This window comes from Streptococcus mitis (assembly GCF_009496205.1).
Taxonomy (GTDB): domain Bacteria; phylum Bacillota; class Bacilli; order Lactobacillales; family Streptococcaceae; genus Streptococcus; species Streptococcus mitis_BN.
On the sequence record NZ_WIJO01000016.1, the window covers coordinates 1 to 19,208 of the forward strand.

23 protein-coding genes, 1 pseudogene and 1 riboswitch are annotated in these 19,208 nt (G+C 40.3%); of the genes and pseudogenes, 2 read left to right on the forward strand and 22 right to left on the reverse strand.

Annotation, left to right across the window (positions count from 1 at the left end; genetic code table 11):
- From GEZ85_RS04000 to GEZ85_RS04025, 6 genes and pseudogenes are all read right to left on the reverse strand, one after another.
- A pseudogene (locus GEZ85_RS04000) lies at nt 1-71 on the reverse strand (transposase); the annotation flags it as partial.
- Nucleotides 72-147: 76 nt separating this feature from the next.
- Nucleotides 148-342 carry a hypothetical protein gene (locus GEZ85_RS04005; RefSeq protein WP_000469564.1) on the reverse strand — a complete coding sequence of 65 codons (195 nt, stop codon included), beginning with the start codon at nt 340-342 and terminating at the stop codon, nt 148-150.
- Complete coding sequence (locus tag GEZ85_RS04010) at nt 323-655, reverse strand: hypothetical protein (protein ID WP_153209585.1); 333 nt, start codon at nt 653-655, stop codon at nt 323-325. The genes GEZ85_RS04005 and GEZ85_RS04010 overlap by 20 nt, the downstream gene beginning before the upstream one ends.
- 7 nt (nt 656-662) lie before the next feature.
- Nucleotides 663-1,022 carry a transposase gene (locus GEZ85_RS04015; protein ID WP_153209586.1) on the reverse strand — a complete coding sequence of 120 codons (360 nt, stop codon included), beginning with the start codon at nt 1,020-1,022 and terminating at the stop codon, nt 663-665.
- Nucleotides 1,015-1,854, reverse strand: coding sequence for a phage replisome organizer N-terminal domain-containing protein (locus tag GEZ85_RS04020; RefSeq protein WP_001014727.1), 840 nt, complete (start codon nt 1,852-1,854; stop codon nt 1,015-1,017). The genes GEZ85_RS04015 and GEZ85_RS04020 overlap by 8 nt, the downstream gene beginning before the upstream one ends.
- Nucleotides 1,855-1,862: 8 nt before the next feature.
- Complete coding sequence (locus tag GEZ85_RS04025; protein ID WP_153209587.1) at nt 1,863-2,144, reverse strand: DNA-binding protein; 282 nt, start codon at nt 2,142-2,144, stop codon at nt 1,863-1,865.
- Between the two features lie 147 nt (nt 2,145-2,291).
- Here GEZ85_RS04025 and GEZ85_RS04030 point away from each other — a divergent pair, with 147 nt between their 5' ends.
- Together GEZ85_RS04030 and GEZ85_RS04035 are read left to right on the forward strand one after the other, a co-directional pair.
- On the forward strand, nt 2,292-2,810 hold the full coding sequence (locus tag GEZ85_RS04030; protein WP_150922772.1) for a helix-turn-helix domain-containing protein: 519 nt from the start codon (nt 2,292-2,294) through the stop codon (nt 2,808-2,810).
- A 51-nt stretch (nt 2,811-2,861) separates the two neighbouring features.
- Nucleotides 2,862-4,016 (forward strand): tyrosine-type recombinase/integrase, encoded by a 1,155-nt coding sequence (locus tag GEZ85_RS04035; RefSeq protein WP_150922771.1) that lies wholly within the window; start codon nt 2,862-2,864, stop codon nt 4,014-4,016.
- A 132-nt stretch (nt 4,017-4,148) separates the two neighbouring features.
- Here GEZ85_RS04035 and rpsI read toward each other — a convergent pair whose 3' ends face one another.
- The 16 genes from rpsI to GEZ85_RS04115 all read right to left on the reverse strand — a co-directional run bounded on the left by rpsI (nt 4,149) and on the right by GEZ85_RS04115 (nt 19,173).
- Complete coding sequence (gene rpsI / locus GEZ85_RS04040) at nt 4,149-4,541, reverse strand: 30S ribosomal protein S9 (RefSeq protein ID WP_000075964.1); 393 nt, start codon at nt 4,539-4,541, stop codon at nt 4,149-4,151.
- Nucleotides 4,542-4,559: 18 nt separating this feature from the next.
- Complete coding sequence (gene rplM, locus GEZ85_RS04045; RefSeq protein WP_001044624.1) at nt 4,560-5,006, reverse strand: 50S ribosomal protein L13; 447 nt, start codon at nt 5,004-5,006, stop codon at nt 4,560-4,562.
- Between the two features lie 215 nt (nt 5,007-5,221).
- Entirely contained in the window at nt 5,222-6,421 is a 1,200-nt protein-coding gene (locus tag GEZ85_RS04050; protein ID WP_045612285.1) for an ABC transporter permease, read from the reverse strand.
- A complete protein-coding gene (locus GEZ85_RS04055; protein WP_045612286.1) occupies nt 6,418-7,311 on the reverse strand; it encodes an ABC transporter ATP-binding protein in 894 nt (297 codons plus the stop codon). Before GEZ85_RS04055 ends, GEZ85_RS04050 begins: the two co-directional genes overlap by 4 nt.
- Before the next feature lie 235 nt (nt 7,312-7,546).
- Nucleotides 7,547-9,952 carry a phenylalanine--tRNA ligase subunit beta gene (gene pheT, locus GEZ85_RS04060; protein WP_153209588.1) on the reverse strand — a complete coding sequence of 802 codons (2,406 nt, stop codon included), beginning with the start codon at nt 9,950-9,952 and terminating at the stop codon, nt 7,547-7,549.
- Nucleotides 9,953-10,028: 76 nt separating this feature from the next.
- A complete protein-coding gene (locus GEZ85_RS04065; RefSeq protein ID WP_153209589.1) occupies nt 10,029-10,538 on the reverse strand; it encodes a GNAT family N-acetyltransferase in 510 nt (169 codons plus the stop codon).
- On the reverse strand, nt 10,538-11,584 hold the full coding sequence (pheS, locus tag GEZ85_RS04070; RefSeq protein ID WP_031237702.1) for a phenylalanine--tRNA ligase subunit alpha: 1,047 nt from the start codon (nt 11,582-11,584) through the stop codon (nt 10,538-10,540). Before pheS ends, GEZ85_RS04065 begins: the two co-directional genes overlap by 1 nt.
- Nucleotides 11,585-11,854: 270 nt before the next feature.
- The gene (locus GEZ85_RS04075; protein WP_025171197.1) at nt 11,855-12,304 is read right to left on the reverse strand and encodes a GNAT family N-acetyltransferase; all 450 of its coding nucleotides are present in this window, start codon (nt 12,302-12,304) and stop codon (nt 11,855-11,857) included.
- A 4-nt stretch (nt 12,305-12,308) separates the two neighbouring features.
- Nucleotides 12,309-12,728, reverse strand: coding sequence for a hypothetical protein (locus tag GEZ85_RS04080; protein WP_000867293.1), 420 nt, complete (start codon nt 12,726-12,728; stop codon nt 12,309-12,311).
- Nucleotides 12,729-12,755: 27 nt separating this feature from the next.
- Nucleotides 12,756-13,406, reverse strand: a complete 651-nt coding sequence (locus GEZ85_RS04085; RefSeq protein WP_153209591.1) for a phosphatase PAP2 family protein — start codon at nt 13,404-13,406, stop codon at nt 12,756-12,758.
- Nucleotides 13,396-13,959 carry an ECF transporter S component gene (locus GEZ85_RS04090; RefSeq protein WP_020902736.1) on the reverse strand — a complete coding sequence of 188 codons (564 nt, stop codon included), beginning with the start codon at nt 13,957-13,959 and terminating at the stop codon, nt 13,396-13,398. Before GEZ85_RS04090 ends, GEZ85_RS04085 begins: the two co-directional genes overlap by 11 nt.
- Before the next feature lie 164 nt (nt 13,960-14,123).
- A riboswitch (FMN riboswitch) is annotated at nt 14,124-14,342 on the reverse strand.
- A 59-nt stretch (nt 14,343-14,401) separates the two neighbouring features.
- Nucleotides 14,402-14,905, reverse strand: a complete 504-nt coding sequence (locus GEZ85_RS04095) for a tRNA (cytidine(34)-2'-O)-methyltransferase (protein WP_153209592.1) — start codon at nt 14,903-14,905, stop codon at nt 14,402-14,404.
- 192 nt (nt 14,906-15,097) lie between these two features.
- Complete coding sequence (locus tag GEZ85_RS04100; protein WP_100104741.1) at nt 15,098-15,928, reverse strand: energy-coupling factor transporter transmembrane component T family protein; 831 nt, start codon at nt 15,926-15,928, stop codon at nt 15,098-15,100.
- On the reverse strand, nt 15,913-17,595 hold the full coding sequence (locus tag GEZ85_RS04105; RefSeq protein ID WP_153209593.1) for an ABC transporter ATP-binding protein: 1,683 nt from the start codon (nt 17,593-17,595) through the stop codon (nt 15,913-15,915). The genes GEZ85_RS04100 and GEZ85_RS04105 overlap by 16 nt, the downstream gene beginning before the upstream one ends.
- A gap of 168 nt (nt 17,596-17,763) precedes the next feature.
- On the reverse strand, nt 17,764-18,309 hold the full coding sequence (locus GEZ85_RS04110; protein WP_033689391.1) for an ECF-type riboflavin transporter substrate-binding protein: 546 nt from the start codon (nt 18,307-18,309) through the stop codon (nt 17,764-17,766).
- A 15-nt stretch (nt 18,310-18,324) separates the two neighbouring features.
- Nucleotides 18,325-19,173, reverse strand: coding sequence for an SAM hydrolase/SAM-dependent halogenase family protein (locus tag GEZ85_RS04115; protein ID WP_049542540.1), 849 nt, complete (start codon nt 19,171-19,173; stop codon nt 18,325-18,327).
- Between the last annotated feature and the right edge of the window lie 35 nt (nt 19,174-19,208).

The following is a 19,208-nucleotide window of genomic DNA, read 5'->3' on the forward strand; positions in this document are numbered from 1 at the left end:
AGCTTCTCTAAGCTATATCCTTGTTTTCTAAGTTCATAGATCTGAACTTTATCATCATAAGTTAATTTCATAATAAAAACACCCCAAAAGTTAGATTTTTTCTGTCTAACTTTTGGGGTGCAGTTCAAAATTTTTAACAGCGTTTCTTTATTTTAAAATTCTCATATGTCTTTCTTTTTTATGGTTAGCATCGTAGTATTCCAGCATCGCATGATACAAACGAGCCTTCGTTTTATCTTGTTGTTTAATTCCATGAAGAAATAATTCTGCTCGCTTTAATTTCAGTATGTATTCGCATATCTGATCGAAATCCTTATCCATATTACTTTTGAAAATAAACATCTTTTTCCTCCATCACGTCAACTATTTTTTGCATCATAATAGACATATCCATTTTATTTTCATAGCTTATTCTCCCAACTACAGTTGCAAGACGGGCTATAGAATTGATATTCTTTCCGACTTGTTCCAACTCTTCTGTTAAAGGAACTAAACCTTCAAAGGAGACTTTTTGGATGTTCAAATCTGTTCGTATTAATTTTTGTCTAGCAAACTCAGAAAAATTACGAATATTTTCCTTCCTCATACAATCATTTAATTTTTTATTTTCTTTTTCTGTCAAAAATACCTGTTTCAACACCGATTTTATTCTCATACTCTTATCACCTTGTTTTCTTATTTAGTCGTTTCACAAGTTCTTTCACTTGTTTGCTTGTCTTCTTTTCATATCCTATCATCAGCTCAACACAATAGTGAAATATCCTTTCATTATCAAAATCTTCACTTTGTTCTGCTATTCTTTCTAACTGACGTAAGTTATTGATAATTCTTCTAACTTGAAATATAAAGTCATGATAGGATTCAAAATCAAATTGAAGATAAATAGGCGAGCTCTTAAATAACATTTTTCTGGCATAAGAGGAAAAACTTAGATGGTTTGTCATTTCAATCAAGTTATTCACTATTTCATTTTGTTCCTCAGTGATGTAACATTTCTTTAGAACAGTCCTATATCTACTCATTTATCATATACTTCTTTCGGGCATTTTCATGGGCAATAGCTTTGCACTCCAGCATACGTTCCTGCTTTAAATTCTCCATAGACTTAAATAAATACGCCAAAGGAGACGTCGCATCCTCAGGAATCCGTTCAATCATGCTAATGACTTCATCACTTGTTACATACCCACTAGCCAAATACTCGCCTATCTTCATCTTCTGAGCATGTGTTAAAGTGTAATTGTTAGGATACAAAAATCTATCATTGTACTTATAAGAAATGGATTCTAACAAAGAATAATATTTGGGTGGAATATAAGTTTCAGGCTTTCTAGAACTATTATCCAGTATATTCTCAATCTCTTTCTTATTCTTACTCTTGTTCTTAATCTCTTGCGTTACATTATCATTTTCATCCGTTACTGTAACGTTACAGTCTAAAACGAGTTGTGGCTCGCCTGTAATTAGTGCTTTTTGTTTTTGTCTATGACGAGCAACACGTTCCCTAGTTTGTTTTCTAATCTTTTCTAGTCCATCTATATTCTGATGTTTCTCCCATTTTGGAATGGTAATAGCGCCATCTATGATTTCTATCATGCCAAATTCTTCAAACATGCTGAGAGCTAATTTTACAGATGTAGCCTTTCGTCTAAACACTGTTGAAAGCATCTCTTCTGTGTAATAAACCTTGTTCCCTAGACTTAATATGCCACTATTATTTTGCTTTCCTGCAAGCACCAGAATTTTAAACCATATTACAATAAGAGTATCTCCTTCTGGCATCGATTCTATTAGCTGAATTTTTTCATCATCAAATATATCTGTCGTTATCTTGATCCACTGAACACCATTCATACGAGTACCTATCTTTCATATTGCTTCAACCATCGTGTTACTGCTCTTTTATCGTATAAAGTCACTCCATCAATCACCATGGTTGGCATTCCTTCTTTCGTCCATTTTTGGATTGTTGTCGTAGATACATCTAACCACCTAGACAAACCTGACATACGAACCATAGGTTTATAAAGTTCTTTATCTTCAAATACTCTTGCTACAGCACTTGAAATCATCTCATCATAGTGAGCACGTAATTGCTTCTCTAATTCTTTAGGAAGCTGGACAACTAAAGTAGTTTCCGACATAAATTCACACCTCATTTCTAAATTAAATAAGCTCCGAAACCATTTAATTTGTTATTCATTTTGAATTATATATCCTTTTTGAATTTTTGTCAAGCTTTTTTATTCAAAAAGAATAAAATGTGTTATAATGATAAAAAGGAGGTTCTTATGACGAATCATATTACTAAACTGATAGAAAATAGCGGAAAAAAATTGACAGAAATTAGCGAAGCTACAAATATAGCCTATCCTACACTTTCTGGATACAATCAAGGAATCCGCAAACCTAAAAAAGATAATGCTGAAAAATTGGCAAAATACTTTAATGTTTCCGTCGCTTACATTATGGGACTTGATAGCAACCCACACGCTCCATCAAATCTTAAAATTGTTACAGATAGTTTCAAAACATCTAAAATTGGTTCTGTGACACCTTTTAAAAGCGATATGGAGAAATTAAAGAAAAGTATCGAATTTGGAGAAAGGTCATTAACACTACCACTTGATGATAGTTTTTCAGATGAATTTCGTCACATATTCTCAGAATACCTAGCTGAGAAAAACAAACATTTTATGTCTGAGTTTATAGACTATATGAATCACCAAAATAAAGACTCTAAAGTTTGGCAGAGCTGGATTAAAACAGACGAATACGCTATCCGCCAAGAAGATAGAAAAAATAGATAGACACTCATTTCTCAATTACATAAGCTCCGAAAACTTAGATACGGAGAAAAAATGTCTATACACAAATACAAAACCAAAAAAGGAATCCTATACTATGTTAGCTTCTACATTGGCTTAGATGCCTATGGAAAGAAAAAAAGACACTTAAAAAGAGGATTCAAAACTAAAAAAGAGGCAAAATTGTACGAAGCTCGTTTAGAAGCTGGTGTCGTCGCCCCCATAGTAAATACCGACAAATCTAACCCCAAAGTCACTTATAAAGAACTTTATCAAGAATGGTTTAAGGCCTATGTGGGTACTGTCGAAGAAACAACTTCTTCCCAAACTAAGAATATCTATCGAATACATATTCTACCAATATTTGGCGATAAATTTATTGACCAAATCAGTCCTTTAGACTGTCAAAACTTTATTACTCAAAAATCTCAGACTTTCAAAAATATCAAACAGATAAAATCCTATACCTCAAAAATTTTTGATTTTGCAATCAATATGAACTACATTGATCGAAATCCAATGAAGAATGTTATCATGCCTAAAATCAAAAAGACAAGATCAAATAATTTTTGGTCACTGGAGGAATTACATCATTTCCTAGATATCGTGAAAGAAACTGAGCCATTTAAATATTTTGCTCTATTTAGACTGCTTGCATTTAGTGGGCTACGAAAAGGAGAGTTATACGCTTTAAAATGGGCTGATATTGACTTTGATAGCAATCTCTTGAACATAGACAAAAGTCTAGGAAGAATTGACGGTAAAGCGATTGAAAAGAGCACAAAGAATGAATCTTCAGTTCGAACAATCTATCTTGATGATGAGACAATCGATATCATTAAGCAATGGAGAAATTTCTATCTGAAAGAACAATCTCAGTTGCCTCTTACAAAGCTGAATATTAGTAACGAATATATGTTCTCTTACATATCAAGCAATGACAAAATTGAACCCCTGCATGCTGACTACATTAACAATGTACTGAATCGAATTATTAAAAAGCATAAATTAAAACCAATTAGCCCACATGGGTTCAGACACACACATGCAACACTTATGTCTGAAATTGGAATCGATCCTTCTAATACATCAAAACGACTCGGTCACGCAAGCAGTCAGATGACATTAGATGTCTATACTCACACTACAAAAACTGGTGAGAAAAACTCTATTGACAAATTTGCAGATTATCTCAATAAAGCAAAGTAAAATCATGATGTTTAAAATCTAAAAGAGGTTATCAGAAGGTTATCACAAAGCTATTCGAGCTCAAAAATCGACAAAAAAGCACTTTGCAAAATCTTTGCAAAGTGCTTTGAAACGTTGATATAATCGTATTGATTAACGTTTTGAGAATTGTGATGCTTTACGAGCTTTCTTAAGACCTGGTTTCTTACGTTCAACTTTACGTGAGTCACGTGTAAGAAGTCCTGCGCGTTTCAATGAATCGCGGAAGTCTGGGTCTACTTGAAGAAGGGCACGAGCGATACCGTGACGGATAGCTCCTGATTGACCAGCGTATCCACCACCTACAACGTTAACGAAAACGTCGTATGAACCTGCAGTTGAAGTAACTGCGAATGGTTGGTTGATTACAAGACGAAGGTCAGCGTGTGGGATGTACTCTTCAACATCTTTTTTGTTAACAGTGATTTTACCAGTTCCTGGAACAAGGCGAACGCGTGCAACAGCGTTTTTACGACGTCCAGTACCTGCATATTGTGCTTGTGACATACTTTATTGTTCCTTTCCTTAGATAAGTCCTGAAATGTCAAGAACTTCTGGTTGTTGTGCAGCGTGAGTGTGCTCAGCTCCAACAAATACTTTCAACTTCATACCTTGAGCGCGTCCAAGAGTATTGTGTGGAAGCATACCTTTAACTGATTTCTCGATCAAACGTACTGCATTTTTAGAACGAAGTTCACCTGCAGAGATTTGTTTCAATCCACCTGGGTGGTTTGAGTGAGTGTAATAGATTTTATCAGTTGCTTTTTTACCAGTCAATTTAACTTTTTCAGCATTGATAACAATTACAAAGTCACCTGTATCAGTGTGTGGTGTAAATGTTGGTTTGTTTTTTCCGCGAAGTACGCTAGCAACTACTGCAGAAAGACGTCCAAGTGGTACATCAGTTGCGTCAACTACGTACCATTTACGTTCAACTTGGCCTGGTTTAGCCATAAATGTTGTTTTGTTCATGATTTCTCCTATATATAGTTCGATTTTTGTTTACGGTGATGGGTGTTCCTTCCCATCGAAAAGTATTTGGAAGGTTCCGGGGCCTTTCAAATGGGGTAAACAATACCGCCTACTATAATACCAAATTTCACCCCTAAAAGTCAATAGATATGAAAAATATTTTTCTGAATTCCACTCTTTTTATCTCTAAAAAACCTCGCTTTCGCGAGGCTCTTCTATTTATAAGATAAGGCACGTTTAAAGGTTTTCCAAGGACCTAAATCATCTGTTTGCAGAACGAGACTAGCATACATACGTCCGATAAAGACTGTTGCCGTTACTGCAAAAGCAATCGTAATAGCAAGCGAAATCCAAGCTTCTAACCCATTTGCATAACCATTAATAGCTCTAAACGGCATGAAGAAAGTCGAAATAAAGGGAATATATGAACCAATCTTCAAGATGAGATTGTCACCAGCTGCACCTAGAGCTGTAACTCCAAAAAAACCACCTATAATCAAAATCATCAAAGGCGACAAGGCTTTTCCTGAGTCCTCAGGACGAGAAACCATAGAACCTAGGAAGGCTGCTAAAACAACGTACATAAAGAGGCTAACCAAGACAAACAATAAGGTGTTGAGCGAGAAAGCCTCTCCTATATGGTTTAAAATACCAGATTGTGCCAAGATTGGTAGGTCCTTAAAGAGAAGAATGGCAGCAAGTCCACCCACGACGTAAATGCCAATATGGGTCAAAATCACAAGAAGCAGAGCCAGCATGCGAGCGTAGAAATAATGACTAGCTCGGATACTAGAGAAGACCACCTCCATAATTTTGGTTCCTTTCTCGCTAGCCACTTCCTGGGCAGTGACACTAGCATAGGTAATCAAAATCATATAAAGGAAGAAACCAAGCCCTGCGGCCGCAATGGTTTGAACAATTTTTTTGTTTTCCTTGGATTCATCAATCTTCTCCGTAAAGTCAACGGTTTGACTCAGGCGCTTTTCCTGCTCTTGGGACAAATTAGCAGCCGAGCGATTGAGTTGAGCTTGAAGCTCATTGAGTTTATTGGTTACTGCTAGCTTGATGCCTGTTTCAAGAGAGGTTTCACCATGATAGACGGCCTTGAAGACGCTGTCCTCTTGATCAATCGTTAGATAACCCTTGATTTTTTCATCCTTGATAGCAGCTTGGGCACTGGCTTCATCCTGATAATCAAAGTTGATACCATTGGTACTCTTGAGCCCATCTTCCACAGATGGCACAGTTGTTACTACTGCTATCTTACTATTCTTGGCCATAGAAGACCCTTGGAGATAGCCGATTCCTACAGATAAGGCTAAAAAGAGGAACGGCGAAATCACCATAAAGAAGAAACTCCACGATTTGACATGTCGAAGATAGGTTTCCTTCATTACAACCCACATATTTCTCATACTTCCACCCCTGATTCTAGTTTAAAGATTTCATCAATTGTTGGCGCTTGTTGGTCAAAGGTTGCGATATATTGCCCTTGAGTCAAGATTGGGAAGAGTTCCCTTCCAGCGCTCTCATCATCTAAAATCAATTTCCAACTGCCTTGTTTGGTCAAGCTCACCTGTTTGACATGAGGAAGGTTTTCCAATTCTTCCTTGCTTCGTTCACTTGAAACAAAAAGACGCGTTTTCCCGTATTGATTTCGGACATCCTGAACTGGTCCATGCAAGACCACACGGCCATCTCGAATCATGAGAATATCGTCACAAAGCTCCTCTACGTTGGTCATGACATGATCAGAAAAGATAATGGTTGCTCCACGCTCTTTTTCCTGAAAAATGACTTGCTTGAGCAATTCAGTATTAACTGGGTCCAAGCCACTGAAAGGCTCATCCAAGATAATCAAGTCTGGTTCATGAATCAGAGTAATAATGAGCTGAATCTTCTGCTGATTTCCTTTTGACAGACTCTTGATTTTATCAGTCAGCTTCCCTTTCACTTCCAACCTCTTCATCCATTGAGGGAGTTTTTCCTTGACCTCCTTGGCATCCATGCCTTTTAGAGTCGCCAAATAGCGAACTTGTTCAAGGACTGTCAATTTAGGCATGAGACTACGTTCTTCAGGCAGATAGCCAATCCGAGCATAGGTCTCTTGACGAATATCCTGACCATCCAGACTAATTTCTCCTTGATATTCTAAAAACTTCAAAATACTGTGGAAAATCGTTGTCTTCCCAGCACCATTTTTCCCGACTAATCCCAAAATACGACCTGGTCGCGCTTGAAAGTCAATACCAAACAAAACTTGCTTAGGTCCAAAACTTTTCTCTAGACTTCTTACTTCTAGCATCTTTCACCTCCGAAATGTCTTGCACTCATTATACTCCTTTTTGATAGCATTTACAATGATTTCTGTCCATTTTTATCATCCTCATTTTAGTAAAAAATCTTAGAGTACTTTGAGTTATGAGTACATTATACACTGGTAAACTCCAATTTATCTTCTCTGTTCCTCAACTGTCTATTTTTGATCCTGAATTGTTATTTGAAAAGCAAAAATCCACCCCGAAGGATGGATTGATAAGTTAACGCACTTCTGCATTGACTTTTTCTTCAAGAGACGCTTGGATTTTTTCCATGTAGCGTGCGACTTCTTCATCCGTTAAGCTATCTTCTGGATTTTGGAAAGTCAAGCTATAAGCCATTGACTTCATACCAAGTCCCAATTTCTCACCTGAGAAGACGTCAAAGAGTTTGATATCTGTCAAACGTTTCACGCCGGCAGCTTGGATCGCGTCCACAACTTCTTGGTGAGTGACTTCTGCCTTGAGAAGGAGGGCAACGTCACGGCTAACTGCTGGGAATTTTGTGATTTCCACAAATGGAGTAGCTGGTTTAAGGGCAGCTTCGATGGCTGAAAGGTTGAGCTCAGCCACATACGTTTCTGGAATATCGTAGGCCTTAGCAGTGACTGGATGCACTTGGCCAAGAAAACCAAGAACTTGGTCGCCGAGTGAAATCACAGCTGTACGACCTGGATGAAGGCTAGCGATTTCAGATGTTGCCGTATAGGTTACTTGGAGGCCCAAACGAGCAAAGAGGGCTTCAAGGATTCCCTTGGCATAGAAGAAATCAACTGGAACTGCTGCTGTTTGGAAATCTTTTTCAGCAACCAAACCTGTCAAGGCAAAGGCAAAACTGTTGATTTCATTTGGAAGTTCTTCTTTTGGATTACCTGTTTGTTCAAAGACTTTCCCAATCTCGTAAAGGGCCAAGTTTTTATTCTTACGAGCTACGTTATAAGCCACCGTATCAAGGATACCAGAAATCATATTTTGACGGAGGACAGAACGGTCCACTGTCATTGGCCACATAAGTTCCGTAAGGTTACTTGGTTGAGCCGTAAACTCAACTGCTTTTTCAGGAGTTGTTAGAGCGTAGGTGATGATTTCTGTCAAACCTGCTCCTTCAGCGATCGTACGAACTTGGCGGCGAAGTTTTTGTGTCGCAGTCAATTCACCTGCTGTACCATCGTCTTTTGGAAGGCTGGTTGGCAAGCGATCATATCCATAGATACGAGCAATTTCTTCAAAGAGGTCCGCTTCGATGGTGATATCCCAACGGCGACGTGGGACGCTGACTGTAAAGCTATCTGCATTTCCAGAAAGGCCAAAGCCAAGACGACGGAAGACGTCTTCTACATCCGCGTAAGAAAGTTCTGTACCAAGGACACGGTTAACATCAGCAAGAGTTGAAGAAACTTCCACATCAGAGGTATCAAGCTCACCCGCTGAAACGATACCTTTACGCACCGTCGCACCTGCAAGTTCTGCAATCATGCTAGCCGCCGCATCAAGGGCTTCGTTAACAGTTGCCACATTAATCCCTTTTTCAAAGCGAGAAGATGACTCAGAACGAAGGTTGAGACGTCCGCTAGTTTTGCGGATTGATTTTCCGTTGAAGACTGCAGCTTCAAGGACAACACGACTAGATTTTTCAGAGATTTCTGTTGCTTGACCACCCATAACACCTGCAAGAGCTACTGGCTTGTCTGCGACAGTGATGACTAGGTCATTCACGTCCAAATCACGTTCTTCACCATCTAAAGTCACTAATTTTTCACCAGCACGCGCTTCACGTACACGGATGTCACTCCCTTCAAAGGCATCCAAGTCAAAGGCGTGCATTGGTTGACCAAAGTAGAGAAGGATGTAGTTGGTCACGTCCACTACGTTATTGATTGGACGAATTCCTTCGTTCATGAGAAGGTTTTGCAACCACTGTGGACTTGGTGCAATGGTCACATTGTCCAAGATGCGGGCTGCATAGTAAGGTGCCTTGTCTGTCTCAATGCCCACAGAAAGAGCATCTGCTGCAGCTTGGTCAGTTTCTGAAAGAGTAAATTCTTTAAAGTTGACTGCCTTGTCATAGATGGCTGCCACTTCATGAGCCACTCCACGCATAGAAAGAGCGTCCGCACGGTTGGGGGTGATTGAAAGTTCGATGATTTCATCATCCAAGTCTAGATATGAGAAGACTTCCTCACCAGGAACGGCATTTTCTGGCAAGATTTGGATGCCATCTGCGAATTCCTTAGGTACAACTGAGTCAGAAATTCCCAGTTCACCAAGTGAACAGATCATCCCAAGTGACTCAAGACCGCGGATTTTCCCTTTTTTGATCTTGTAATTGTCAGCGATGCGAGCTCCTGGAAGAGCCACCATAACCTTGATACCAGCACGCACATTCGGTGCACCACAGACGATTTGACGGGCTTCTTCTTCGCCAACGTTAACCTGACAAACATGGAGGTGAGTTTCTGGCACATCTTCACAAGACAAGACCTCACCGACGACAATTTTTGAGAGACCAGCAGCAGGTGATTCCACACCTTCTACCTCGATCCCTGTAGTTGACATTTTTTCAGCCAACTCTTGTGATGGCACATCAATGTCCACCAATTCTTTTAACCATTTATAAGATACAAGCATAATTTAGTTTTCCAGAATGACAGTTGTCACTCTAGTTCTTTTCCTTTCCTATCATTTCAATAGAAGAATCATCTTCTTACCTTAATTTCTTTCTCAGTAACCAATCCGTATCTATTTTTTGACCAACCATAAAATGATGTTGGCTAAATTTTTCAAAACCATATCGATTATAAAACGCTTGAGCTTTTGTATTATGCTCCCAAACACCTAGCCAAGCCCAGGAAAAACCATTTTTTTCGGCAAGTTCAAGAGCGAATTCAAACAGTCGCTTACCGAATTCAAATCCTTGGAATTTTTGTAGCACATAGAGGCGTTGAATTTCAAAAGCATCCTCTAATTCTCTCTCAGTCTGAGCACTTCCCCAGTTGACTTTGAGAAAACCAGCTATCTCCTCTTCATGCATAATGAAATAGGTTTCGGAGTCAGGATTTTCCAACTCAGTTGATAAAGTTTTCAGACTATAAGCCTCTTCAAAGTATTCCTGTAACTGCTCTTCCGTATTATCATGAGCAAATGTTTCACGAAAGGTTTGTTTGGCAATTTTAGCCAACACCTCAACATCTGCCTTTTCTACTTTTCTAATCATTATTTAAACTGTTCTGAGAAGCGGACATCTCCTTGGTAGAATCCACGGATATCGTTGATTCCGTAACGGAGCATAGCTACACGCTCTTGACCAAGACCAAAGGCAAATCCAGAGTAAACTGTCGCATCGATACCACTCATTTCAAGGACACGTGGGTGAACCATACCGGCCCCCATAATTTCGATCCAACCTGTTTTCTTACATACGTTACAGCCTTCTCCACCACACTTGAAGCAAGAAACATCCACCTCAACAGATGGCTCTGTGAATGGGAAGTAGGATGGACGCAGACGGATTTGACGCTCTTCACCGAACATTTTTTGGACAATCAACTGCAGGGTTCCTTGAAGATCTGCCATAGAAATGTTCTTCCCAACAACCAAGCCTTCGATTTGGTGGAACTGGTGACTGTGAGTCGCATCGTCTGTGTCACGACGGAACACACGCCCTGGCGAGATCATCTTCAAAGGACCTTTAGAAAAATCATGGGCATCCATAGCACGCGCCTGAACTGGAGACGTGTGGGTACGGAGCAAGATTTCTTCAGTGATATAGAAAGTATCCTGCATATCGCGAGCTGGGTGGTCTTTGGGAAGGTTCATACGCTCAAAGTTATAGTAGTCTTGCTCCACTTCAAAACCATCCACGACTTGGTAACCCATACCGATGAAGATATCTTCGATTTCTTCACTGGTTTGTGTGAGGACGTGGCGGTGACCAGTCGCAACTGGACGACCTGGAAGGGTCACATCGATACTCTCACTTGCTAATTGAGCTGCAACTTTCTTTTCTTCCAAAAGCTTAGCAGTTTCTTCAAAAGCTGCTGTCAAGACATCACGCGCTTCATTGACATGTTTCCCGATAATCGGACGCATCTCAGCAGAGACATCTTTCATCCCTTTGAGGATTTCAGTGAGCGATCCCTTTTTACCAAGGACAGAGACACGCAAATCTTGCATCTCTTTTTTATTTTCAGCAGTAATCTGCTTCAAGCTAGCCAGCGTTTCTTCACGAAGCGCTTTTAATTGTTCTTCAATAGTTGACATAATTCCTCCATCAGTCGCTCGTAGATAAAAAGAAAACCACATGCCAAAAACTCCACTCGGAGCGTTGACACGCGGTACCATCCGTTTTCATCTGACAAGTCAGACCTTCATTTCTAAATCCATGCGCAAGTGAATTCACCCAGCTTTCATATAGAGAGCTTGCAGTCACGGCTCTCCTCCCTGATATACTTCCCTTGAGTTACTAGTCTTGCAGATTTCTATTCAATTACTACATAGTTTATCAGATTTTGAGTTAAAAAACAAGTTAGATTAGACTAATTTCAATACAAAACTCGTTCCTTTTTCTGTTGCTCCATTTTCCACAAATCCAAGCGACTTGAAACAGCGCCTAGATACATGATTGTAAGTGTAGATTTCCTTGACTCTCAATTCTTTCCATCCTTTTATTCGAGCCAATTCAATCAAAGTACTTAGGATCTTTTTTCCAAGTCCTCGATGTTGGTAAGCGGGATTTCCAATCACAATGGGGAGATTGTCCTGAGATAGTGTAACATCCCCAATTGGAAACCATTCACCCTTCTCCTTGACTTCAATCCAAAAAAGCTCACCATGCTGATCCAAATAGGAATACATGGCTTCCAAAGTTTCTTGACTATAAGGAAGCTTCACCCCATCTACGAGGTGAACCAAGTTCACATCCTGATACCAAGCAAGAGCTTCTTCACAATGATTGACCTTATAATAAGGAACAAGACGCAGTGCATTATCTATTTGTAGGGTCTGTTTCATCTGCTTTCCTTTTCAACAAAAGAGTTGCTGCTTGATTAAAACCATCACACCAGTTATACCATTTTGCTTCATACTCATCTTGAGCTAAGATATGATTTTTTAAATCCAGAACAGAGTAAATTTTTCTTTCTTCGCAGGCTTGCGCATAGAGATGATATAGTTCATCACCACCATCTCTATCCCACTCAGCAGAAATCGTATCCCGACCTGCCAATAAAGCCTGATAAGCCCTGTGATGCCCATCTGTAATCAACAAGCAATCTCCAAAGGCAAGAATACTGATTGGATCGACTTGGATTGTTTCTGCCGACTGGTAAAGCATCTGAATATCTTGCAACTTCTTTTCTGATAAGTATAGTTGAGTCGGATGAAGATCTGCTATATTGACTTTCATTTCTTTCTCCTCAAGGGAATTTGATACTCACTTCTGCTTGCCTTTAAATCGCCATTGGAAGCGGAGCTTGTCATAGAAGGGAAACTCGATAAACAAGACTCCCAAGCCGACACAGAGACTGGCAAGGACATCTGATGGGTAGTGAACTCCTAGATAAACCCTTGATACCAGCACACTGACTAGGTAGAGGCCAAGGACGATTTGCACGATTTTTCTCCAGACTGGATTTTTCATCCGTTGACTGAGAATGACAATCAGAGTGCCCACCATCAGCGTCACTGCCAGAGAATGGCCGCTTGGGAAGGAAAATCCTTTCTCCTCTACCAGATGTAAGATAGCTGGGCGTGGGCGCTGGTAGATATTTTTAAAGGTCAGGATTAAAAGACCTGCCAAAGCCAGATTTCCCAGCATGAAGAAACTTTCTATCTTCCATCTCTTACGATAAAAGACAAAAGCTGTAATGACCACCCAAGTGATAATCACCGGGATATCAATCAAGCGTGTGATGGCTCGGAAAAGAATAGTCAAGTAACCTGGCAAGTCTCCTCGAACGGCAGTCTGAATCGGTTGGTCAAAACCGACCAGCGTTTCAGGGTAAAATTTGACCATGTAGCCAAGAATAACGAAAAGTAAAAGGGCAAAACTGCCCTTCATTAAAAATGTTTGTTTATCTTTCATAATGTTTTAAGGTTGGTTTCAAGAGAACATACAACAACCAGAATGAAACGGAAAAGATAATACCCTCAATCAAGTTAAAAGGTAATACCATGGTCATTAGGTAGTTGGAAAGTCCCAAAATTTTTCCAATATCAAAGTTAGCAAACTTAGCGTACAAAGGAACAGCGTAAACATAGTTGAGAACCAACATAGCTACGGTCAAGCCAATAGTTCCAGCTAGAGAGCCTAGTAGGAAACGAAGGGTTGTCCGTTCCTTTTTCCAAATCAAAGCAAATACGATGACAAAAACTCCCAAAGCCACGATATTCATCGGCAAACCAATGTAAGTATTCACTCCTTGGCTGTTAAGAAGCAATTTCAAGAGTGAGCGAAGCAAGAGGATTCCTAGAGCAGCAGGCAAATCCATGACCACCAGACCCACAAGGACTGGCAAGATACTAAATTCGATCTTGAGGAAGGATGCCGCTGGTAAAAGCGGAAAGTCAAAGTACATCAGCACAAATGAGATGGCTGATAAGATCGCAATGGTCGAAAGTCGACGTGTGTTTGTCATAACAGGTTCCTCCAATTTTCTATAAAATCAGAAGAAGTTGGAAAGGATTCCTCTATCTATTCTCACTTTTTATATCCCAAAAGTTCCCTCTCACTTTATCAAAGCAAACTAAAGCAAGCGGTTACAATCTAGCTATAAATCCATCAGAACAGACAAAGCTATTCTTTCGTCTTCTCCCATCCAGACTATACTGTCGGTTGTGGAATCTCACCACATCAGCTTGCGCTCGCGGACTTATTTGGCTAAGATATTTTAGATTTATCTAGGCGTCGCAGTCGAAGATAATACTTAAAGTATATCGAGACAAGACAACAACGAGAAAGCTAAAATAGCTAGTCAAATTTACCGCCGGTCGGGAATCACACCCTGCCCTGAAGACTCTTTTATCATAACAAAAAACGCTTGCAAGCGCAAGCATTTTGTTCATTTTCATTTTCATTTTTTATTTCAATTTATCCACTTCATAGGTATGAATGAGCTCAAGACCTGCAAAGTTCTGCTGGCGGAGGGCTTCGTAGACAATCATGCAGACGGTATTAGACACATTGAGACTGCGAACATGTTCATCATTCATAGGAATACGGAGAGCCTTCTCAGGATGTTCGCGCATAAAGTCCTCAGGTAAACCCTTGTCTTCGCGTCCAAAGAGAAAATAATGGTCTTCGTTAGTCGATAAATCCACATCAGAATAGACTTTTTCCGCGAATTTCGAAATCAGATAGAGTTTGCCCTTCATCTGAGACATGAAATCTTCTAAACTGTCGTAAAAATAAATCTCTAGCTTATCCCAATAATCCAACCCAGCTCGCTTCATCTTGCGGTCATCGATAGGAAAGCCCATGGGCTTGATGATGTGGAGGAAAGAATTAGTCGCAGCGCAAGTACGCGCGATATTGCCTGTATTTTGTGGAATTTGTGGTTCAAATAATACAATGTGATTTGTCATGACTTGCTTCCTTTTACCATTGCAAAAAAATAGCCACACTGCCCGGAGTCAAGCTCAGCAAACAGCGTGGTTAAGGCATCGTTAACTTACCTCACAACAGGTTTGAAGTAAATCAGCGAAACTACTTTCTTAGTATAACACTTTCAGAATCATTGTCAATAGAAACGACTTGATTTTTTCAATTTTTTCAAGCTATTTCCAAGGGTTGTAAAATCGTCCCTGATTCTGCAAAATAAGTAGTAAACTAGTTACTAAAAACAAGGCTGCCAAGAGCAAGGTAAGATAGTCTCCTTTTTTCAAAGCCTGATAACTATACCAAGTGCGTTTTTTCTCTTTCCCAAAGCGGCGAAGCTCCATGGCGGTCGCAATGGTATCAATGCGTTCTAGCGAGCTAAAAATCAAGGGAGTGATAATGCGCAGATTGCCTTTGATTCGTTGCATAAGAGAAGCTTTCTTGGATAATTCCATCCCACGCGCTTCCTGAGACATCTTGATGGTAAAGAATTCTTCCTGCAAATCTGGAATATAGCGCAAGGTCAGACTGACAGAATAGGCAATCTTATAAGGCACACCGATTTGATTTAAACTGGAAGCAAACTGACTAGGGTGGGTTGTCATCAAAAAGATAATAGCCAGAGGAATGGTGCAAAGGTACTTAATGGCCAGATTTAGCAGATAAAAGAGCTCTTGACTGGTCAGAGTGTAGGCACCGATTCCCTGCCAAATCACACTTCTCTCTCCGTAAAGTCCAACCCCATACTCGGGAGAAAAGAGATAGACCATCAAAACGTTTAAAACGGCAAATACCGTCGCAAAAACTGCTACAAAGGAAACATCTTTAAAGCGGATTTCTGACAAATAGAGGAGAAAGACCGAAAAGATGGCAATCAGAACAAGCAGTCTGGTATCATAGCTAATCATGGCCGCCAATGACACGAGAATGAAAAAGAGGAGTTTCCCAGCTCCTGACAAGCGATGAATCACAGTATCTCTATGCTGGTAACCGATTAATTTAGCTTGCATCCTTCTCTCCTTTCTTTGTAAAATGCCGTTAAAGCAAGTGGATCCACGTCTAGTTTTTTAGCCAAGTTGAAGATTGAAGTTTCTTTTAGATTGGCTTTTACTAACAGCTCAGGATTGCTCAACAGACTAGCTGGATCAGTATCGGCAATCAATTCCCCATCAACCATGACGAGGGCTCGATCTGAATAATCCAGCATCAATTGCATATCATGGGTAATCATGACAATGGTATGCCCTTTTTGATGCAGTTCTTCGAGAAATTCCATAATCTCAGTATAGTTCTTCTGGTCTTGACCTGCAGTTGGTTCATCTAGGAGGATAATTTCAGCTCCCAAGACCAAAATCGAGGCAATAGTCACACGTTTTTTCTGACCAAATGACAGGGCAGAAATAGGCCAATTACGGAATTCATAGAGACCACAGATTTTCAAGGTTTCATAGACTCTCGTTTCAATTTCCTTCTCATCCACACCTCGCAAACGGAGCCCTAGAGCCACCTCATCAAAAATCATATTGGTTGAAATCATTTGATTGGGATTTTGCAGCACATAGCCTACTCGTTCCGCCCGCTCTGCAACAGAATCTCCTTTGATATCCTGTTCTTCCCAAAGATAGCGCCCTTCCGTCTGGATAAAGCTGCTTATGGCCTTGGCTAGGGTTGACTTCCCTGCCCCATTTTTTCCGACAATGGCAATCTTTTCACCCTTTTTAATATCTAAATAAATGGATTTTAAAATCGGTCTATCATCATAAGAAAAAGACACATCCTCTAATTTAAAGAGTGACTGCAATTCTGGGGTTTCTTTTGCCAGTTCATTCTGCAGCTGAACCTGGCCTTTTGAGATAGACAAGTTATCCAGATTCGCTAATTGTTCTTCCTTGACTAAATCCACACCCAATTGACGGAGAGTCGTTAGATAAAGGGGTTCTCGAATTCCATTTTGTGTCAATAAATCAGTCGCTAGTAACTGATCAGGACCCCCATTAAAGAGGATACGACCATCGTTTATCAAGACAATCCGATCCACAGGGCGATGCAGAACATCCTCTAAACGGTGCTCGATAATAAGAGTCGTCGGCCCCTCCTCCTTATGAATCTGATCAATCAATTCGATAATATCCTGACCTGACTTGGGATCTAGATTGGCGAGTGGCTCATCAAACAAAAGAATCGGACTCTCATCAATCAAGACACCAGCCAGACTGACTCGCTGCTTTTGTCCACCTGACAAATCCTGAGGACGCTGCGGCAGTAAAGGGAGAAGGTCCAGCTTTTCAGCCCATTTATGAACACGACTTTTCATGTCATCTAGAGCTGTCATGTCATTTTCCAGAGCAAAAGCCAAATCCTCTGCCACAGACAGGCCGATAAACTGCCCATCTGTATCTTGCAAAACTGTGCTGACTAGATGAGATTTATCATAGATACTCATATCAAATGCTGCTTGCCCCTTGATCAAAAATTCTCCAGACGTCTGACCCTTGTAAATATTGGGAATAATCCCATTCAAACACTGACCCAAGGTAGACTTGCCTGACCCAGATGGCCCAACAATTAAAACTTTCTCTCCCTTATAAATGGTCAAGTCCACTCCTTGCAAGGTCGGTTCTTGTTGCGTTTCATACTGGAAAGAGAAATTCTTCCACTCAATTATAGCTTCTTTCATCTTACTCTCTTCATTCGCTTCTTAGACTTCTATTTTATCATAAATCGAACCCTTCTTACAGTCTCTTCTCGTAAAATCTTAGCGTCAAAAAGAGTCCTATCCTAGCTTGCTTGCCTAACTAATCAATAAACATCAAAAAAGACCGGTTGTCCAGCCTTTTCCCTTATATTAATCCTTTTTCAAACTTCCTGAACGAGTCTGTGTACGTGAATAAGCTAGCAAGAGAAGGGTACCTGCGATAGCTACAGTTACAGCATTTGCAATTCCCGCAACAATCCCTTGGGCAAATACTTTTTCTGCCGCTTCTTGATAAATCACAACATCTCCAAGTGGTGCCAAGACACCCCAAACAAGAGCATTTGCAACAATCTGAATGAGGTTAAAGAAGACAATATCCTTCAACTCAAAAACACCCTGTGTTACTCGAATGTATTTTCTAAAGAGACCTACAGCTAGACCAAAGAGACCACTAGCAATAATCCAAGTCCACCATAGACCGTAGCCAGCAAGAGAGTCCTTCACTGCATGCCCAATTAAACCAACAAGTAGTCCCACTAGAGGGCCAAAAATAATAGACAAGAGGCTCTGTACCGCATACTGAAGCTGGATGCTTGTATTTGGAACAGGCGTTGGAATACTGATCATCCCGATGACAACAAAGAGCGCAGCTCCAACACCGATAGCAACAACTTGTTTAATTGATTGATTTTTCATCTATATTCTCCTATTTTATGATTCTATTTTCTTTATTTCAATGGTCCAAGATGAACCGACGCCCACATTATAAGCCTTGGCAAAGGAACCTTGGTTGATAGCCAGACCTAAACGATAGAGAGAGTTGATGTAAAGGATGGGTTGCCCAATTCTCACATCTGCAAATGATTTGCCATAAACAACCTGATTTTGATAGACCAGCATATCTGCATGATAGATAGTCACCTCAAAACGGTCACCGAATGCTGGTCCCAGCTTGTAAAACTCTTCTCGTGTGATAGAGGTCCAAAGCGAGCCGAAACGCACATCCAGAATATCAATAGCTCCCTTCACCAAATGATCTTCAATGATGGTCTCTACGACTGGAAGCTCCACAATCTGATCCACACTGAGCTCTGGTCCCACTTCCTCAAAAGAAATGTGACCACTGGCCAGTTTAGCACCAGTATAGGCATAGACATCACGACCGTGGAAGGTATAAGAATGCTCTGTATTTTGACGTCTATTGGCCACTTCAGAAATCTCACGAATAGCTACAATGCCAACGTGTTTCTTAATAAAAGAAAGCGTCCCATTATCTGGCGTGACAATGTATTGATTTTTTGCAGTCTTGGCAACCACACTCTTACGTTTCGAGCCGACACCTGGATCGACCACCGATACAAATGTCGTTCCCTCAGGCCAGTAATCCACCGTCTGAAAGAGACGGTAACTCCCCTCAAAAATATTATAAGGCGTGATATCGTGCGTCAAGTGATGAATTTTTAAGGTTGGAGATTCTTCTAAAGCCACTCCAATCATAGCCGATACCGCACCATCAACCAGACCAAAGTCTGATTGTAATACCAGTAAATTATTATTCATTTTATCTCCTTGTATATCCTTTATCATACCATATT

Coding starts and splice junctions, on each gene's coding strand:
- GEZ85_RS04055 (WP_045612286.1), bottom strand. CDS start 7,311: ATGCTAGAAGTAAGAAGTCTAGAGAAAAGTTTTGGACCTAAGCAAGTT.
- GEZ85_RS04085 (WP_153209591.1), bottom strand. CDS start 13,406: ATGAAAGATAAACAAACATTTTTAATGAAGGGCAGTTTTGCCCTTTTA.
- GEZ85_RS04105 (WP_153209593.1), bottom strand. CDS start 17,595: ATGAAAGAAGCTATAATTGAGTGGAAGAATTTCTCTTTCCAGTATGAA.
- GEZ85_RS04050 (WP_045612285.1), bottom strand. CDS start 6,421: ATGAGAAATATGTGGGTTGTAATGAAGGAAACCTATCTTCGACATGTC.
- rpsI (WP_000075964.1), bottom strand. CDS start 4,541: ATGTCACAAGCACAATATGCAGGTACTGGACGTCGTAAAAACGCTGTT.
- GEZ85_RS04025 (WP_153209587.1), bottom strand. CDS start 2,144: ATGTCGGAAACTACTTTAGTTGTCCAGCTTCCTAAAGAATTAGAGAAG.
- GEZ85_RS04080 (WP_000867293.1), bottom strand. CDS start 12,728: ATGAAAGTCAATATAGCAGATCTTCATCCGACTCAACTATACTTATCA.
- GEZ85_RS04065 (WP_153209589.1), bottom strand. CDS start 10,538: ATGATTAGAAAAGTAGAAAAGGCAGATGTTGAGGTGTTGGCTAAAATT.
- GEZ85_RS04010 (WP_153209585.1), bottom strand. CDS start 655: ATGAGAATAAAATCGGTGTTGAAACAGGTATTTTTGACAGAAAAAGAA.
- pheS (WP_031237702.1), bottom strand. CDS start 11,584: ATGTCAACTATTGAAGAACAATTAAAAGCGCTTCGTGAAGAAACGCTG.
- GEZ85_RS04090 (WP_020902736.1), bottom strand. CDS start 13,959: ATGACAAACACACGTCGACTTTCGACCATTGCGATCTTATCAGCCATC.
- GEZ85_RS04110 (WP_033689391.1), bottom strand. CDS start 18,309: ATGAAAAATCAATCAATTAAACAAGTTGTTGCTATCGGTGTTGGAGCT.
- GEZ85_RS04100 (WP_100104741.1), bottom strand. CDS start 15,928: ATGCAAGCTAAATTAATCGGTTACCAGCATAGAGATACTGTGATTCAT.
- pheT (WP_153209588.1), bottom strand. CDS start 9,952: ATGCTTGTATCTTATAAATGGTTAAAAGAATTGGTGGACATTGATGTG.
- GEZ85_RS04020 (WP_001014727.1), bottom strand. CDS start 1,854: ATGAATGGTGTTCAGTGGATCAAGATAACGACAGATATATTTGATGAT.
- GEZ85_RS04035 (WP_150922771.1), top strand. CDS start 2,862: ATGTCTATACACAAATACAAAACCAAAAAAGGAATCCTATACTATGTT.
- GEZ85_RS04095 (WP_153209592.1), bottom strand. CDS start 14,905: ATGACAAATCACATTGTATTATTTGAACCACAAATTCCACAAAATACA.
- GEZ85_RS04115 (WP_049542540.1), bottom strand. CDS start 19,173: ATGAATAATAATTTACTGGTATTACAATCAGACTTTGGTCTGGTTGAT.
- GEZ85_RS04030 (WP_150922772.1), top strand. CDS start 2,292: ATGACGAATCATATTACTAAACTGATAGAAAATAGCGGAAAAAAATTG.
- GEZ85_RS04005 (WP_000469564.1), bottom strand. CDS start 342: ATGTTTATTTTCAAAAGTAATATGGATAAGGATTTCGATCAGATATGC.
- GEZ85_RS04015 (WP_153209586.1), bottom strand. CDS start 1,022: ATGAGTAGATATAGGACTGTTCTAAAGAAATGTTACATCACTGAGGAA.
- rplM (WP_001044624.1), bottom strand. CDS start 5,006: ATGAACAAAACAACATTTATGGCTAAACCAGGCCAAGTTGAACGTAAA.